General features: G+C 63.2%; 14 protein-coding genes and 1 tRNA gene. 8 read left to right on the top strand and 7 right to left on the bottom strand.

Translation table 11 applies throughout. The features are described from left to right. Nucleotides 1–682, top strand: a 682-nt coding sequence (locus ATB98_RS29560; RefSeq protein WP_327197935.1) for an O-methyltransferase, incomplete at its 5' end; no start/stop codon positions are given. 317 nt (nt 683–999) lie between these two features. On the opposite strand, the gene ATB98_RS21995 is transcribed toward ATB98_RS29560, so the two are convergent. From ATB98_RS21995 to xylF, 4 genes are all read right to left on the bottom strand, one after another. Then, nucleotides 1,000–1,076 (bottom strand) — tRNA-Arg (locus ATB98_RS21995). A 215-nt stretch (nt 1,077–1,291) separates the two neighbouring features. Then, entirely contained in the window at nt 1,292–2,077 is a 786-nt protein-coding gene (locus ATB98_RS21990; RefSeq protein ID WP_066877486.1) for an ATP-binding cassette domain-containing protein, read from the bottom strand. 16 nt (nt 2,078–2,093) lie between these two features. Then, a complete protein-coding gene (locus ATB98_RS21985; protein ID WP_066877484.1) occupies nt 2,094–3,407 on the bottom strand; it encodes a sugar ABC transporter permease in 1,314 nt (437 codons plus the stop codon). Nucleotides 3,408–3,564: 157 nt separating this feature from the next. Then, entirely contained in the window at nt 3,565–4,605 is a 1,041-nt protein-coding gene (gene xylF / locus ATB98_RS21980; RefSeq protein WP_066877482.1) for a D-xylose ABC transporter substrate-binding protein, read from the bottom strand. A gap of 239 nt (nt 4,606–4,844) precedes the next feature. Between xylF and ATB98_RS21975 the strand changes: the two genes are divergently transcribed. Then, on the top strand, nt 4,845–6,071 hold the full coding sequence (locus ATB98_RS21975; RefSeq protein WP_066877481.1) for an ROK family transcriptional regulator: 1,227 nt from the start codon (nt 4,845–4,847) through the stop codon (nt 6,069–6,071). Nucleotides 6,072–6,300: 229 nt separating this feature from the next. Here ATB98_RS21975 and iolG read toward each other — a convergent pair whose 3' ends face one another. Continuing rightward, nucleotides 6,301–7,293: an inositol 2-dehydrogenase gene (gene iolG, locus ATB98_RS21970; RefSeq protein WP_066877480.1), complete on the bottom strand. Its 993-nt coding sequence runs from the start codon at nt 7,291–7,293 to the stop codon at nt 6,301–6,303. Nucleotides 7,294–7,634: 341 nt separating this feature from the next. Between iolG and ATB98_RS21965 the strand changes: the two genes are divergently transcribed. After that, the gene (locus ATB98_RS21965) at nt 7,635–7,865 is read left to right on the top strand and encodes a hypothetical protein (protein ID WP_066877488.1); all 231 of its coding nucleotides are present in this window, start codon (nt 7,635–7,637) and stop codon (nt 7,863–7,865) included. Nucleotides 7,866–8,096: 231 nt separating this feature from the next. Here ATB98_RS21965 and ATB98_RS21960 read toward each other — a convergent pair whose 3' ends face one another. Both ATB98_RS21960 and ATB98_RS21955 read right to left on the bottom strand, forming a co-directional pair. After that, the gene (locus tag ATB98_RS21960; protein WP_066877478.1) at nt 8,097–8,528 is read right to left on the bottom strand and encodes a hypothetical protein; all 432 of its coding nucleotides are present in this window, start codon (nt 8,526–8,528) and stop codon (nt 8,097–8,099) included. Nucleotides 8,529–8,640: 112 nt separating this feature from the next. Further along, on the bottom strand, nt 8,641–9,624 hold the full coding sequence (locus tag ATB98_RS21955; protein WP_066877475.1) for a LysR family transcriptional regulator: 984 nt from the start codon (nt 9,622–9,624) through the stop codon (nt 8,641–8,643). Between the two features lie 274 nt (nt 9,625–9,898). Between ATB98_RS21955 and chvE the strand changes: the two genes are divergently transcribed. The 5 genes from chvE to ATB98_RS21930 form a co-directional block, all read left to right on the top strand. Next, a complete protein-coding gene (gene chvE, locus ATB98_RS21950; RefSeq protein WP_066877473.1) occupies nt 9,899–10,966 on the top strand; it encodes a multiple monosaccharide ABC transporter substrate-binding protein in 1,068 nt (355 codons plus the stop codon). Between the two features lie 186 nt (nt 10,967–11,152). Further along, entirely contained in the window at nt 11,153–12,688 is a 1,536-nt protein-coding gene (mmsA, locus tag ATB98_RS21945) for a multiple monosaccharide ABC transporter ATP-binding protein (RefSeq protein ID WP_066877471.1), read from the top strand. Continuing rightward, nucleotides 12,688–13,902, top strand: coding sequence for a multiple monosaccharide ABC transporter permease (gene mmsB, locus ATB98_RS21940; RefSeq protein WP_066877469.1), 1,215 nt, complete (start codon nt 12,688–12,690; stop codon nt 13,900–13,902). Before mmsA ends, mmsB begins: the two co-directional genes overlap by 1 nt. Nucleotides 13,903–14,149: 247 nt before the next feature. Next, on the top strand, nt 14,150–15,148 hold the full coding sequence (araD1, locus tag ATB98_RS21935; RefSeq protein WP_066877467.1) for an AraD1 family protein: 999 nt from the start codon (nt 14,150–14,152) through the stop codon (nt 15,146–15,148). Nucleotides 15,149–15,220: 72 nt separating this feature from the next. Next, on the top strand, nt 15,221–15,454 hold a 234-nt coding region (locus ATB98_RS21930), incomplete at its 3' end, for an aldehyde dehydrogenase family protein (protein WP_157111063.1).

Here is a 15,454-nt window from a genome sequence, read left to right as displayed (position 1 = left end):
TGAAAATTTGTTTGTTGTCTTGCTCATATCGGCTCCACTTTCTCAGAAGTTGGAGCCTCCGGCAAACCCGGCGCGGTTCACCGTCCTCGAGATACTTAATTCGGTTGCCGAGCGAGCAAGGGCGGGGGACATCCTTTTTCTGACCATTTGTGCTGAACCGCCAGCGGGCCTGAATCGGAAAAGCGATTCCGAGAGAAAGGTAGTCCTTAAATCCCAGATTCCTAGTTTGAAGGCTGCTATCTCGAAAGTGGCGAACAAAGATTTTTCGGACAGGCATTTTCCTGTTACCAGCGGCAAGCTCTTGCTGAAGATGCTTCAAAGCGCCTTCTCATCAAGAGCTCAGGATGGGAATTTTCATCCTCAGTTCAAAGTTATTTACCGAGACAGCATGGTGATGTGCACAATTGGAGGCGTATTCTGTGAGAACTTCTCTCGGCAGCCTGGCAAATTGCGTAAGCTTTGCGAGGAAAAACTTCCAACATTTTGCCAGAAATCAGAATTTTACTCTATTCCAAAATTTAACTTCACAGAGCTAGAGCGAATTTTGCTTCAGAAATCTAGCTTTGCTCAGAATTCTGGCTATATTCGTCGGCTGAAAGGGCTTGGTATCCCCGGCTCAGAATTGGAAGAGTACGAAACCATATCCAGATTCGTTCCCAAGTATATGGAATCTATTTTATAAGCCATGCCCAGATAGGGCTGGGGTCGATTTGCATAGACATTATAAATCGCAGCGAACGGGCTGCACGACGAATGCTGCCGAGTCGGGATCATCGTGTCGCCGCATTCGGTTTCGTTAATCGTCGGGAGGATTGGGATCAGTGTGCGCTTAACTTCTCGCGTTATTCGAAGGCGATATTGAGTACGGAGTAGAATTACCTTCTTGCCTTTGAGCAAAAGCAACCCTGTCGTGTAGCTTCGGGTCTGCAAAGATGTGCATCGCACGAGACACTGCGATCGGTGACATCTATCGTTAAAGTGGGTTGGCAATTTGGGATATGGCGCACCCGACAGGATTCGAACCTGTGACCTTTGGAATCGGAATCCAACACTCTATCCAGCTGAGCTACGGGTGCATCCGTTGGCGGCAGGGCCGCCGAAGCAGGCTGTGAGGGGTTCTTAGCCTAGCTTGCGTGTCGCTTCAATGGTCAATTGCAGGAGATTGCGGGGGAAATTTGCTTTCTTCGTCCTGCTGTTGTCGCAGCGCCTCGCTTGCGGGCGCTGGGGCGCAAGGAAAAATGCCGCATCCTTGCGGGATGCGGCATCGCTTGTCGTCGGTGGATGAAGGCGCTCACGCCATCTGCATGGCGCCGGGGCCGGGGATCGCCTTTGGCGGCACCTTGCCCATGATGATCATGCCGAGCACCTCGTCCTTGGTCACGTCCTCGGTGCGGGCGTGGCCGACGACCTGGCCGTTCTTCATCACCGAGACGCGGTCGGCGAGGTCGAAGACGTCGTGGATGTCGTGGCTGATCAGGAAGATGCCGATGCCCTCGCGCTTCAATTGCTTGATGAGCTCGCCGACCTGCGCCGTCTCCTGCGGCCCGAGGGCGGCGGTCGGCTCGTCCATGATCAGGATGCGGGCGTCGAAGAGGATGGCGCGGGCGATCGCCACCGATTGCCGCTGGCCGCCGGAGAGTGCCTTCACCGGCTCCTTGAAGCGCTGGAAGTTGGGGTTCAAGCGGCCCATCACCTCGCGCGCCTTCGCCTCCATCGCCACGTCGTCGAGCGTGCCCCAGGGGGTGCGCAGTTCCCGGCCGAGATAGAGATTGGCGGCGGCGTCGACATTGTCGGCGACGGCGAGCGTCTGGTAGATCGTCTCGATGCCGTATTTCTTGGCGTCGCGCGGGTTGTTGATCTCGGCGGCCTCGCCGTTGATGAGGATCTCGCCGGAGTCGCGCCGGTAGGCGCCGGAGAGGATCTTGATCAGCGTCGACTTGCCGGCGCCGTTGTGGCCGAGGAGGGCCACGACCTCGCCGGGATAGAGATCGACGGAGGCGTTGTCCACCGCATGGATGCCGCCGAAGGAGATGGAAATGTTCTTCATTTCCACGAGCGGAGTGCGTTGTTCAGTCATTGTTCGAACTCCTCGATTACTTGGCGCGGGCGCGGTAGACGGTGTCGAGCCAGACGGCGGTGACGAGCACGATGCCGACGACGATCCGCTGCAGCGGCGAGTCGATGCCGAGCAGCACCATGCCCGACTGCAGCGACTGCATGACGAGCGCGCCGAGCATGGCGCCGGCGATCGTGCCGGTGCCGCCGGCAAGCGAGGTGCCGCCGATGACCGCCGCGGCGATCGTGTAGAGTTCGTCGAGCTCGCCTTGCGCGTTGGTGGCGGCGTTGAGGCGGGCCGTCGAGATCGCCGCGGCAACGGCGCAGAGCATGCCCATCAGCGCGAAGATGCGGACCGTCACCCAGCGCGTCTTGATGCCGGCAAGCTCGGCCGCTTCCGGGTTGCCGCCGATCGCGAAGACGTAGCGGCCGAAGCGCAGGCGCGTCGAGATGAAGGTCATGACGATGCCGATGACGACCGCGATCAGCACGGGGATGGCGATGCCATGGGCGATGAACAGGCCGCCCTCCGGCCAGGCGATACCGTTCGCCTCGGCATATTTGCGGGCGATGTTGGCGGGCCAGGGATAGTTGTTGGCAATCGCCACGGCGCCGAGCACGAGGGCGCATCCGACCGCCGCGAGAAAATATTCGGCCGAGATGGGCCGGCGCGGAAAGCCGAAGCGTTTGCGCTGCCGGCGCGAGTGCAGGATGCTGGCGACGATGGCGATGCAGGCGAGGATGCCGACGATCCAGCTTGCCGTGGCGCCGATCGAGCCCTCGGTGCCGCCGCCCATCAGGCGGAAGGTGGCGTCCATCGGCGCGACCGTGCGGCCGCTCGTCACGAACCAGGTGGCGCCGCGCCAGACGAGCAGGCCGCCGAGCGTGACGATGAAGGACGGCACGTTGAGGAAAGCGATGATCATGCCGTGGAAGGCGCCGATGGCGGCCCCGAGCAGCAGCCCGGCAAGAAGGGTGATGATCCAGGTGGCCGGGTGGTTGAAGCCGAGGAGCTGCGGCAAGAGTTCGGCCTGCAGCACGCCCATGATCATGCCGACGAAGCCGAGGATCGAGCCGACCGAGAGATCGATATTGCGGGTGACGATGACGAGAACCATGCCGGTCGCCATCACGGCGATCGAGGCGGTCTGCACCGAAAGGTTCCACAGGTTGCGCGACGTCAGGAAGAGGCCGCCGGTCAGAAAATAGAAGCCGATCCAGATGATCAGCATCGCGCCGACCATGCCGAGCAGGCGCGTGTCTATCTCGGTGGCGCGGAAGAAGCGCTTCACCAGGTTCTCGTCCGCGCTGCGCGCGCGATTGAAAGGTGCGGTATGTGTCGTGTCGGCCATGGCCGCCGTCCCCCACTGTTTCTGTTCGTTCCTGCGCTCGCCGCGGTCGCGTGCCGCTATCGCGCCACCCGCGCGAGCAAGACCGTCCCCGACCTCATGCGAACGCCGCAACGGCTTCCCGTTGCGGCGTATCGAGGTCGATGCAAACGCCCGTCCGTCAGTTGCAGGCGGCTACGGAGCCGGCGGCGACACCCTGGCAGGCGGCGTCCTTGGAAATCCAGCCGGCGTCGATGACGACGTTCAGGTTGTCCTTGGTGATCGCCATCGGCGCCAGGAAGACGGAGTTCATGGCGACGCCCTTCGGTCCGCCGTTGAAGGACTGCACGCCTTCGATCTCTTCCATCTTCTTGCCGCCGGCGAGCGCCACGGCGATCTCTGCGGCCTTCTTGCCGAGCTCGCGGGCATCCTTCCAGACGGAAACGGTCTGGGTGCCGAGCGCGACGCGGTTGAGCGCGGCAAAGTCGCCGTCCTGGCCGGAGACCGGCACGGAGCCGGCGAGGCCCTGGGCGCTCAGCGCCGCGATCGCGCCGCCGGCGGTGCCGTCGTTCGAGGCCACCACCGCATCGACCTTGTTGTCGTTGGCGGTCAGGAACTGCTCCATGTTCTTCTGGGCGTTTTCCGGCTTCCAGCCATCGGTATAGGCTTCGCCGACGTTCTTGACCTTGCCGGCGTCGATCGCCTCCTTCAGCACTTCCAGCTGGCCGGAGAAGAGGAAGTCGGCATTCGGGTCTGAGGAGGAGCCCTTGATGAAGACGAAGTTGCCTTCCGGCTTCACCTTGAAGACCTCGCGGGCCTGCAGCCGGCCCACTTCCTTGTTGTCGAAGGTGATGTAGAAGGCCGCCGGGTTCTCGATCAGGCGGTCATAGCCGACGACCGGAATGCCTTCGGCAGCGGCCTTTTCGATCGCCGGGCCGATGGCGTCGGAGTCCTGCGCAAGGACGATCAGCGCATTGGCACCCTGGGCGATCAGCGATTCGATGTCGGTGAGCTGCTTGGCGGCGGAAGACTGGGCATCCGCGGAAATGTACTTGTCGCCGGAGGCTTCGAGCGCGGCCTTGATGGCGGCCTCGTCGGTTTTCCAGCGCTCTTCCTGGAAGTTCGACCAGGAAACGCCGATGACGAGGTCCTTGGCGATTGCTGCGGAATGCATGGAAACGATGATGGCAGCCCCTGCCATCAGCTTCAAAATGGATTTCATCCTATCCTCCCAAAGGGCCAGCCGCGCGTACGAACCTCCCGCACGCATCCCCGACGAGCCGTGAAGCGCTGTCGCAAACGGCTCCGGCATTGCGCCCGGAGCTTTTTTCTCGACAGTCGAGAAAATAAATGTCAGAGTTTTAGAAGGCTGTCAACAAGGCCCCGCGCTCCTTGTTCCGCAGCGCGACCGGTGCTTTGGAGACGCATGTTCGAGAAATCCGCCACGGGCAGGAAAATGCGATGCTGATGAAGTCCAGCACCGAGCTCGTGCGCCAGCAGAACAGCGCCCTCGTGCTTGCGGCGCTGCGCCGCAAGGGCTCCCTCTCGCACACCGAGATCGCGGCGCAGACGGGTCTCGCCTCCGCCACCATCTCCGTCATCACGGCCGAGCTGGAACGCGCCGGCATCATCGCCAAGACCGAGCAGCATGCGCAGGGCGCTCGCGGGCGACCTCGGGTGCTCTTCGCGCCGAGGCGTGGCTACGGCTACGTGATCGTGGTGCGCATCTCCTCCGACATCGTGCAATATTCGCTCGTCGACTATGGCGGCGTCCTGCTCGACCGTTTCGAGGAGGCGCGCAGCCACGAGCCGGCCGGCACCGCCGCCTTCGGGCACGTCTTTACCGCGGCGCTCGGGCGCCTGCTCGGCCGCTCGCGCATCGCCAGGGGGGAGGTGCTTGCGGTTTCGATCAGCAGCAAGGGGCTGGTCGCGGCGGAAGGCGCGCGGCTCGTCTGGTCGCCGGTCTTCGGCAGCGAACAGCTCGATTTCGGGGAGCTGCTCGCGCCCGATTGGCGCGCGCGCGTCATGCTCAGCAACGAATCGCTGCTCGTCGCCCAGGCGCTTGCCGTCCGCGCGGAGGAGAAGGCGCGCGGCATTCGCGCGCTCGCGGCGGTGTCGCTCGGCCACAGCATCGGTCTCGGCGTTGCGAGAAGAGGAAGGTCCGGCGAGCTCGACGTTTCCGCGCCGAATTTCGGTCACATGCTGCATGCGGCCTCCGCCGGGCTCTGTCGCTGCGGCAGCTATGGCTGCATCGAGGCGGCCGCCGGCTTCTACGGCGTCCTGCGCACGGCCTTCGAGGTGCCGTCCGACACGATCCCGGCGAAATTTGTGCCGCTCTCGGAAATGGACAAGATCGCCGCGAGCGCCCGGCAGGGGCATCGCATGGCCGGCTACGCCTTCCGCCAGGCCGGCATCGCGCTCGGCAACGGCCTCTCGCGCGTCCTCAGCCTCTACGAGCCGATGCCGATCTTCGTGACGGGGCAGGGCACGCGCTATTTCGATCTCCTCCACAAGGGCCTGGAGGAGGGGCTTGCCCAATCGCTGCAGGTGCGCCTCGAGGGCCTGCCGGAGATCAGCGTCATCGCGGATGAGCAACAGCTCGTCTTCGACGGCCATCTCGACCGGGCATTGAGTGCGATCGACGCCGATATCGCCGCCCCGGGCCATGCCCTGGGGAATGCGCAATAGCCGTACGCGACCGCAGCCTCCTGCGCCTCGTCGGTTACGATAGGCAACACTCTCTCCGTTCCTCATTCCTGTGCTTGTCGCAGGAATCCAGCCAGCCCAAGTCCTTGGGCCGAAAAGATTCTTCCGCGCCGCAGACGCGGCGCCGCCACCAACTCCATGGCCGACCGCCGGCCGGACGAAAAAGGCCGGGCAATGCCCGGCCTTGCTCGGCAGCAACGATGTCCTTGCGTCAGGCGACGCTGATCTGGCGCTTTTCGGCGACGGACTTGACGGCGGCGTCGGCGAGCGCCAGCGCGGCAAGGCCGTCCTTGCCCGAGGGGGTAATCTCGGCGCCCTTTTCGATCGCCGCGATGAAGCTTTCGATCTCGTTCGCGTAGGCCTCGGTATAGCGCGTCATGAAGAAATCATGCAGCGGCGGGCGCGTATAGCCTTCCCCGGTGGCAAGCTCGATCGAGACGGGGCGCTGGTTCTCCGCCGAGACGGCGCCCTTGGAGCCGTGCACCTCGATGCGCTGGTCGTAGCCATAGGTGGCGCGACGCGAGTTGGAGATGATCGCCTGCTTGCCGGATGCCGTCTGCAGGATGACGGAGACGCTGTCGTAGTCGCCGGCTTCGCCGATCGCCTTGTCGACGAGCACGGCGGCCGTCGCGGTGACGGAAACCGGCTCCTCGCCGAGCAGGAAGCGCGCCATGTCGAAATCATGGATCGTCATGTCGCGGAAGATGCCGCCCGAACGCTTGATGTAGTCGACGGGCGGGGCGCCCGGGTCGCGCGAGGTGATCGTCACCATCTCGACCGCGCCGATCCGGCCCTCGTCGATCGCCTTGCGCACGGCCATGAAATGCGGGTCGAAGCGGCGGTTGAAGCCGACCATCAGCTTCGCCCCGGTTTCCGAAACCACCTTCAGGCAGGCCCTGACGCGATCGACGTCGAGATCGATCGGCTTTTCGCAGAAGATCGCCTTGCCGGCGCGGGCGAAGCGTTCGATCAGGTCGGCATGCGTGTCGGTCGGCGTGCAGATGACCACCGCATCGATGTCGCTCGCCGCCTCGATCGCTTCGATGGTGCGGACCTCGCAGCCATAGGCGTTGGCGATTGCTTCCGCCGCGGCCGGAAAGGCATCGGCGACGGCGACGAGGCGCGCGTCCGCGTTGCCGCTGACGGCTTTCGCATGAACCTTGCCGATGCGCCCGGCGCCCAGAAGACCAAATCTCACTGTCATCTCTATTGTCCTTAAGTTCCGGTTCCTCGAACCGGGTTGGCACGCGATGATTGCCGCTCATCGCGCAAAGGCGTCGCGGAGGGGCATCCGCGGAAATTCAAGAGGAGTGTGCTGGCCTTCCTCCCGCGCCGCGACCGGCGCCTCCCTCCCATGCCCTTCAGCCGAATCGATTTGACATCGGAATGAAAAGGCCAAATTTTATAATTTCGGAATTTTTATTCCATTCGCGGCGACGCCGTCAAGTTGGCGCGCGTTATTTTATCCTTGGGTCGGTTACGGCTTAAGGAATTATGCGCTAGATGAAAGCCGGCGTTCAGTCGCGTTTTCTTCAGAGGCATGGAATGATCAAATTCATCGATCCGGACCACCCCTTCTATCGGCCCTTGTGGATCCGGCTGCTGATCGTTGCCTTCTGCGCCGTGTGGACGGCGGTGGAATTCTACGGCGGCCAGACGATGTGGGGGACGATCTTTCTCGTCGTGACCGCCTATGCCGGCGCCGCGCTTCTCGTCTTCTATCGGCCGAAGGAGCCGGACGGGAAGGAAGCGGGCACGCCCGAGGAGCCGAAGTAGCGACCGTCGCCGTTGGAATGACGGCGGCAAACTACCCCCTCTGGCCTGCGACCATCTCCCCCCAAGGGGCACAAGGGGGAAGAAGCAAGCGGCGTCGCCTCACTTCGATCGTCATGCTGCCGCAGCCGAACGTTTCGGTGGGTTGACGGGCGTGCCACAAATTTCTCCCCCCTTGTGGGGGAGATGGCCGGCAGGCCAGAGGGGGTAGCCCGGGTCAAATCACCCTTAACGTCACGCAAGCCTACTCTGGGCCTCGTCGATCAGCATGTTGGCAAGCTTCATCCGGAGGGTGGCATTCGCCCGAAACGCGGCGGGCAACCGGTCCGGATGATTGGCGGCGGCGAAGCGCCTGCGCTTGGCGGCGAGCGTCAGCGCCGTCTCCCCGTGGTCGAGCGCGAGCTCGGCCGCGACCTCGGCAAGGCCCGTGCGCCGGAGGTATTCCGGCATCGCCGGCGGTTCTGCGCGCTCGGCCGGGGCGAGCTCGCGATAGGCCGCCTCAACCGCCCCGAGCGATGCCGCCATGGCCGGCGAGGTCGCGGCGACGAAGGCCGGTGACGGGCCGGCGTGCCGAAAACCAGGGGCGCCGTCCTCGTCCGGGACTTCCGCCGCCTGCTCGGCCTTCAGGCGCTCGAGCACCGACTGGAACACCGACATGCCGAACATCAGGCCTCCCGAGCTGCCGCGAACGAATTCCGTGATTCCGCAGAACGCCAGTCGATCGGCGCGCCGGAGCGGACGCGGCCTATCCTGCCTTGTGAAAATTACGCGGGCCTGATCACGCCCGGCTTTGCTTGAGGATCAGGTCGTAGAGCAGCTTCGCGCTCGGCGGCAGCGCCCGGCCCTCGGCGGTGATCAGGCCATAGGGCTTGATGCGGATCGGGAATTCGGTCGGCAGCAGGCGGATCTCGCCGGCCTGTGTCCGGTTGCCGGCAACGAGCCTCGCGACATCCAGGGCGACGGGGGCGATCGCGTTGGTGTTGCGGACGATCGACAGCGTCAGGATGATCGAGGAGGTGTTGATGACGGTGGCCGGCAGCCGGACCCCGGCGGAGATGAAGCTGTCCTCGACCGCGCGGCGCAGAAGCGTGCCGGGCGGCTGGAAGACCCAGTCGTAGCCCGGCAGGTCGTCGGCGCTGACGGATGCCTTGTCGAGCAGCGGGTGGCCCTCGCGGACGATCAGGCAGACCTCCTCGAAGCCGATCTCGACCAGGTTGAAGAGGCGGGGGTTGAGGTCGTCGGGAATGCGGCCGACGATGAAGTCGTGGCGCGCCGCCAGGAGTTCGCGGGTCAGGACATTGCTGTTGTCGATCTGGACATTGATCTCGATGCCGGGATAGGCGGTGGAGACCTGGCGGATGGCCGGCACCGCGAGGTTGAGCGCGGGGCCGGTGACGGAGCCGAGCGACACCGAGCCGCCGCTGCCAGTCTTGAGTTCGTTGATCTCGCGCGCTGCCTCGCGCAGCTCGAGGAAGATCGTGCGCGCCCGCCGCGCCAGCGCCGCGCCGTAGGGGGTCAGCTCGACGCCGCGTGCGACGCGCTCGCAAATCGGCGCCTTTACGATCGCTTCGATTTCGGCGAGCATGCGCGAGGCCGCCGGCTGCGAAATCCCGAGCGAATCGGCGGCGGCGCTGATCCGGCGGTGATCGTCGATCGCCAGGATCAGCCGCAGGTGATTGATCTTCAGCCCGGAGCGGAAGAGACCCGTTTCGAGCAATTCGCCCGCGAGCGCGGCTCCGCTCGCCTTGCTGTCGAGGTTCATTTCGCGGCCTGGTTTTCAAGAATTTCATAAATCACACTCTTTTAGAGTCGTATACCAATTTTGGTATGTATGCAAAGCGATATTGTATTTGACAGTTATGGCAATTGATTCCAGTTTCCGAGCCTGTGCAGCAGCGCATGCGGAAGTATGTAAGACGGGGAGGGACTTCCTTCATCTTGAACCATCGCCCGGGAGCAACGCTCGTGACGGTGGATCGCTGCGCATATGACGGGGGGCTCCGGCTCGCCGGCTTCAACACTCAGGGAGAGATCTGATGAAATTGATTACTTCGCTTCTCGCAGCCGCCGCGATGACCGTCGCGTCCTTTGCTGCGCCGGCCTTCGCACAGGACAAGGGAACGGTGGGCATCTCCATGCCGACCAAGACGTCGACCCGCTGGATTTCCGACGGCGAAACGATGGAGAAGCTGTTCAAGGAAGCCGGCTACACGCCGGATCTGCAGTTCGCCGACGACGACATTCCGAACCAGCTCGCCCAGATCGAGAACATGGTGACGAAGGGCGCGAAGGTTCTCGTCATCGCCGCCATCGACGGCACGACGCTCTCCGACATCCTGCAGAAGGCTGCCGACGCCGGCGTCAAGGTCATCGCCTACGACCGTCTGATCCGCGATTCGGGCAATGTCGACTACTACGCCACCTTCGACAACTTCCAGGTCGGCGTGCTGCAGGCGACCTCGCTGGTCCAGGGCCTGAAGCTCGACGAAGCCAAGGAGCCGAAGAACGTCGAACTCTTCGGTGGTTCGCCGGACGACAACAACGCCTTCTTCTTCTATGACGGCGCAATGTCGGTCCTGCAGCCGCTGATCGACAGCGGCAAGATCGTCGTCAAGTCCGGCCAGATGGGCATGGACCAGGTCGGCACGCTGCGCTGGGACGGCGCCGTCGCTCAGGCGCGCATGGAAAACCTGCTGTCCTCCACCTACACCGATGCCAAGGTCGACGGCGTTCTTTCGCCCTATGACGGTCTCTCCATCGGCATCATCTCGGCCCTGAAGGGCGTCGGCTACGGCTCGGGCGACCTGCCGATGCCGATCGTCACCGGCCAGGACGCCGAGCTGCCGTCGGTCAAGTCGATCCTCGCCGGCGAGCAGTATTCGACCGTCTTCAAGGACACGCGCGAACTCGCCAAGGTCACCGTCGGCATGGTCAACGCGATCATGGACGGCAAGCAGCCGGAAGTGAACGACACCAAGACCTATGAAAACGGCGTCAAGGTCGTTCCGTCCTACCTCCTGAAGCCGGTTTCGGTCGACAAGACCAATGCCAAGGACGTCCTCGTCGGCTCGGGCTACTACACGGAAGATCAGATCAACAACTGATGTGACGAACCGGGAGGGGCCGCGATCCGCCGCGGACCCTCCCATTTCCCATGCGATGTCTTCTTTGCACGTCGCTGTAGCGCTTTGACCCGCCGCGTGGTTTATTCTCGGATCTGCCGATGAATGAGGACCCGTGCAGCAGGGGAGCCTGCAGTCTCTCCGAGACTGCCGCTGGAATGGCTGACTATGGACAATATCATTCTTGAAATGCGGAGCATCACCAAGACGTTTCCGGGCGTCAAGGCGCTGGACAATGTCTCGTTCAAGGTCCGCGAAGGTGAAATCCACGCCCTTGTCGGCGAAAACGGTGCCGGCAAGTCGACCCTGATGAAGGTGCTGAGCGGCGTCTATCCGGCCGGCACCTATGAGGGCGAGATCCATTATGACGGCAAGGCCCGCCAGTTCCGGACGATCTCGGACAGCGAAGAGCTCGGCATCATCATCATCCACCAGGAACTGGCGCTCGTGCCGCTCCTGTCGATCGCCGAGAACATCTTCCTCGGCAACGAAATCGCCAACAACGGCGTGATCCATTGGCCACAGACCTTCGCCCGGACGCAGGAGTTGCTCAAGAAGGTGGGCCTCAACGAGTCCCCGGCGACGCTGATCACCGACATCGGCGTCGGCAAGCAGCAGCTCGTGGAGATCGCGAAGGCGCTTTCCAAGAAGGTGCGCCTGCTGATCCTCGACGAACCGACGGCGTCGCTCAACGAATCGGATTCCGACGCGCTCCTGAAGTTGCTGATGGAGTTCCGCAAGCAGGGCATGACGTCGATCATCATCTCGCACAAGCTGAACGAGATCAGGAAGGTGGCGGACCAGATCACCATCCTGCGCGACGGCGGCACGGTGGAAACGCTCGACTGTCACAAGGAAGACATCAGCGAGGACCGGATCATCAAGGGCATGGTCGGCCGCGCCATGGAAGACCGCTACCCGCCACGCGAGCCGAATATCGGCGACGTTCTGCTCGAGGTGAAGAACTGGAACGTCTTCCACCAGCACCATCGCGACCGGCAGTTCCTGCATGACGTCAATTTCAACGTCCGCGCCGGCGAGGTCGTCGGCATCGCCGGGCTGATGGGGGCCGGGCGCACCGAAACGGCGATGAGCCTCTTCGGCAGGTCCTGGGGGCACAAGATCACCGGCGAGGTGACGATGCGCGGCCAGCCGGTGGACGTCAGCACGATTCCGCGGGCGATCAAGGCGGGCCTCGCCTATGTCACGGAAGACCGCAAGCAATTGGGGCTCGTGCTCATCAACAACATCAAGGACAACACGACGCTCGCCAATCTGAGCGCGGTGGCGTCGAGCGGCGTCATCGACGAGCGCAAGGAGAGGAAGGTCGCCGCCGACTATCGCTCGAAGCTCCGGATCCGTTCGCATTCGATCTACCAGGAGACGGTCAACCTCTCGGGCGGCAACCAGCAGAAGGTCGTCCTGTCGAAGTGGCTGTTCACCAGTCCGGAAGTTCTCATCCTCGACGAGCCGACGCGCGGCATCGATATCGGTGCGAAGTATGAGATCTATACTATCATCAACCAACTCGCGGCCGAGGGCAAAGGCATCCTGATGATCTCGTCGGAAATGCCGGAGCTGCTCGGAACCTGCGATCGTATCTATGTCATGAACGAGGGACGCATCGTGGCGGAGCTTTCCAAGGAAGAAGCAAGCCAGGAATCCATCATGCGTGCCATCATGCGTTCAGGGGAGAAACACTAATGGTCGCCGATACGAGCACCCACACCACCAAACCGTCGATCGGGGACTACCTCAGGAACAATATCCGTGAATACGGCCTGCTGGTCGCCCTCGTGATCATCATGCTGTTCTTCCAGTTCGTGACCAGCGGCGTCCTCTTCAGGCCGGTCAATCTCACCAACCTGGTGCTGCAGAACTCGTTCATCGTCATCATGGCGCTGGGGATGCTGCTCATCATCGTGGCGGGGCACATCGACCTGTCCGTCGGCTCAATCGTCGCCTTCATCGGCGCGATCTCGGCGATCATGCTGGTCAAATGGGGGCTGCCCGCCTTCGTCGTCGTGCCCGCCTGTCTCGTCGTCGGCGGCATCTTGGGGGCGGCGCAGGGCTACTGGGTGGCCTACCAGAAGATCCCGTCCTTCATCGTCACGCTGGCCGGCATGCTGGTCTTCCGCGGCCTGACTTACGTGGTTCTCGGCGGTCGTCCGATCGGCCCGTTCCCGAAGGAGTTCCAGATTCTTTCGACCGGCTTCGTTCCGGATTTTCTGTACTTCCTCAGCCCGAGCCCCGAGGTCATCAAGAACATGGTGGCGCTCGTGGCGGTGCTGGCGCTCGTCGGCTATGCGATCTATGCGGGTCTGCGCGACCGCCGGCTCAACGATCAGCACGGTACGGATAACGAGCCGTTCATCTTCTTCGCCGTGCAGATGGCGGTCATCGGCGTCGTCGCCCTCTTCATCGGCTTCCAGCTCGCGACCTATCGCGGCCTGCCCAACGTCCTGATCGTCATGGGCGTGCTGATCGCGCTCTATACCTTCGTCACCACGCGCTCGACGATCGGCCGCCGGATCTATGCCATGGGCGGCAATGAGAAGGCCGCCAAGCTCTCGGGCATCAACACCGAGCGGCTGACCTTCTATGCCTTCGTCAACATGGGCGTGCTCGCGGCACTCGCCGGCATGATCATCACCGCGCGCCTGAACTCGGCGACGCCGAAGGCCGGCGTCGGCTTCGAGCTCGACGTGATCGCGGCCTGCTTCATCGGCGGCGCATCTGCTTCCGGCGGCGTCGGCAAGATCACCGGCGCGGTCATCGGCGCCTTCATCATGGGCGTGATGAACAACGGCATGTCGATCATGGGCATCGGTATCGACTACCAGCAATTGATCAAGGGCCTCGTGCTGCTCGCAGCCGTGTTCTTCGACGTCTACAACAAGAACAAGGGCAAGGGCTGACCGGACCTCCGGTCGCCCAAAGACCACAATCGGAATGGCGGCCTCGGCCGCTTCAGCCGGGTGGCGCCAGCCACCCGCCAAGGTAGCGCATTGCCTTTCAACGGCGGCGCGTGGCCGAAGACCTCGATCACGATCCTGGGGCTGACCCAGGTTCATCGTGACCGGTACCAACCACTTGGAACGGGATGCGGGCGCAGGACCGCGCACATTTTCTCACCCGCTCCAGTCGATCAGGAAGGACAGGAACGTGCTGATTTCGCAGGTGAGGAAAGAAGACGGATCGATTGCTGTCGCGGTGCGGGCGGCGGCGGGTGAAACGGCGCGCGTGGTGACGGGCGCGGCAAGCGTCCATGCGCTGGCGATGGAGGCGGCCAATGGCGGCAAGAGCCTCAAGGAGGTCATCGAGGCAAAGGGCCTCGGGGAGACCGTCGATCTCGATGCGGCCTATGCGCAGGGACGGCTGCTTCCGCCGATCACCCATCCCGACCCCGCGCACCTGCATCTGACGGGGACCGGATTGACGCATCTCGGCTCCGCCGCAACGCGCGACGCAATGCACAAGAAGACGAGCGAGGCTGCCGAAGAGACACTCACCGATTCGATGAAGATGTTCCGGATGGGCCTCGAAGGCGGCAAGCCGAAGCCCGGCGAGAAGGGTGTGCAGCCGGAATGGTTCTACAAGGGCAACGGCACGGCGGCGGTGGCACCCGGTGAGCCGCTCACGTCGCCGTCCTTCGCCGAGGATGGCGGCGAGGAGCCGGAAATGGCCGGCATCTACGTCATCTCCGACAAGGGCGTGCCCTATCGCCTCGGCTTTGCGGTGGCGAACGAGTTCTCGGACCACAAGACGGAGCGGGTCAATTATCTCTGGCTGGCGCATTCGAAGCTCCGGCAGGCGAGCTTCGGGCCGGAAATTCGCATCGGCGCCGCGCCCGACGACATTCGCGGCACCTCGCGCATCCTGCGCGGCGGCCAGACCCTCTGGGAGAAGCCCTTCCTCTCCGGTGAGGCGAACATGTCGCACAGCTTTGCCAATCTCGAATACCACCACTTCAAATACGGCCTCTTCCGTGTGCCCGGCGATGTGCACGTGCACATGTTTGGCACAGCGACGCTCTCCTTCGGCGACGGCATTCGCACCGAGGCGGGCGACGTATTCGAGATCGAGGCCAGGGAATTCGGCCTGCCGCTGCGCAATCCGCTGGCGATCGCGGCCGAGGAAGAAATCGCCATACAGCAGCTCTGATATATCTGCTAAGGAGCCTTGGGTCGCGACGGGCGGCCGCATGCGACAGGAAGACAAGGAGGCTAAAGGCCCATGACACTTCACCAGAACCTGATTGCCGGCGAGTGGGTCGGCGGCGACGGCGTCGCCAACGTCAATCCCTCGAACACCAACGACATCATCGGCAACTATGCGCGCGCCAGCGCGGAGGATGCCAAGGCCGCGATCGCGGCGGCGAAGGCCGCCTTTCCGGCCTGGTCGCGCTCCGGCATCCTCGAGCGCCACGCGATCCTCAAGAAGACCGCCGACGAGATCATCGCCCGCAAG

This window comes from Sinorhizobium saheli (assembly GCF_001651875.1).
Lineage (GTDB): Bacteria > Pseudomonadota > Alphaproteobacteria > Rhizobiales > Rhizobiaceae > Sinorhizobium > Sinorhizobium saheli.
This window is presented reverse-complemented; position numbering and strand designations above follow the sequence as displayed.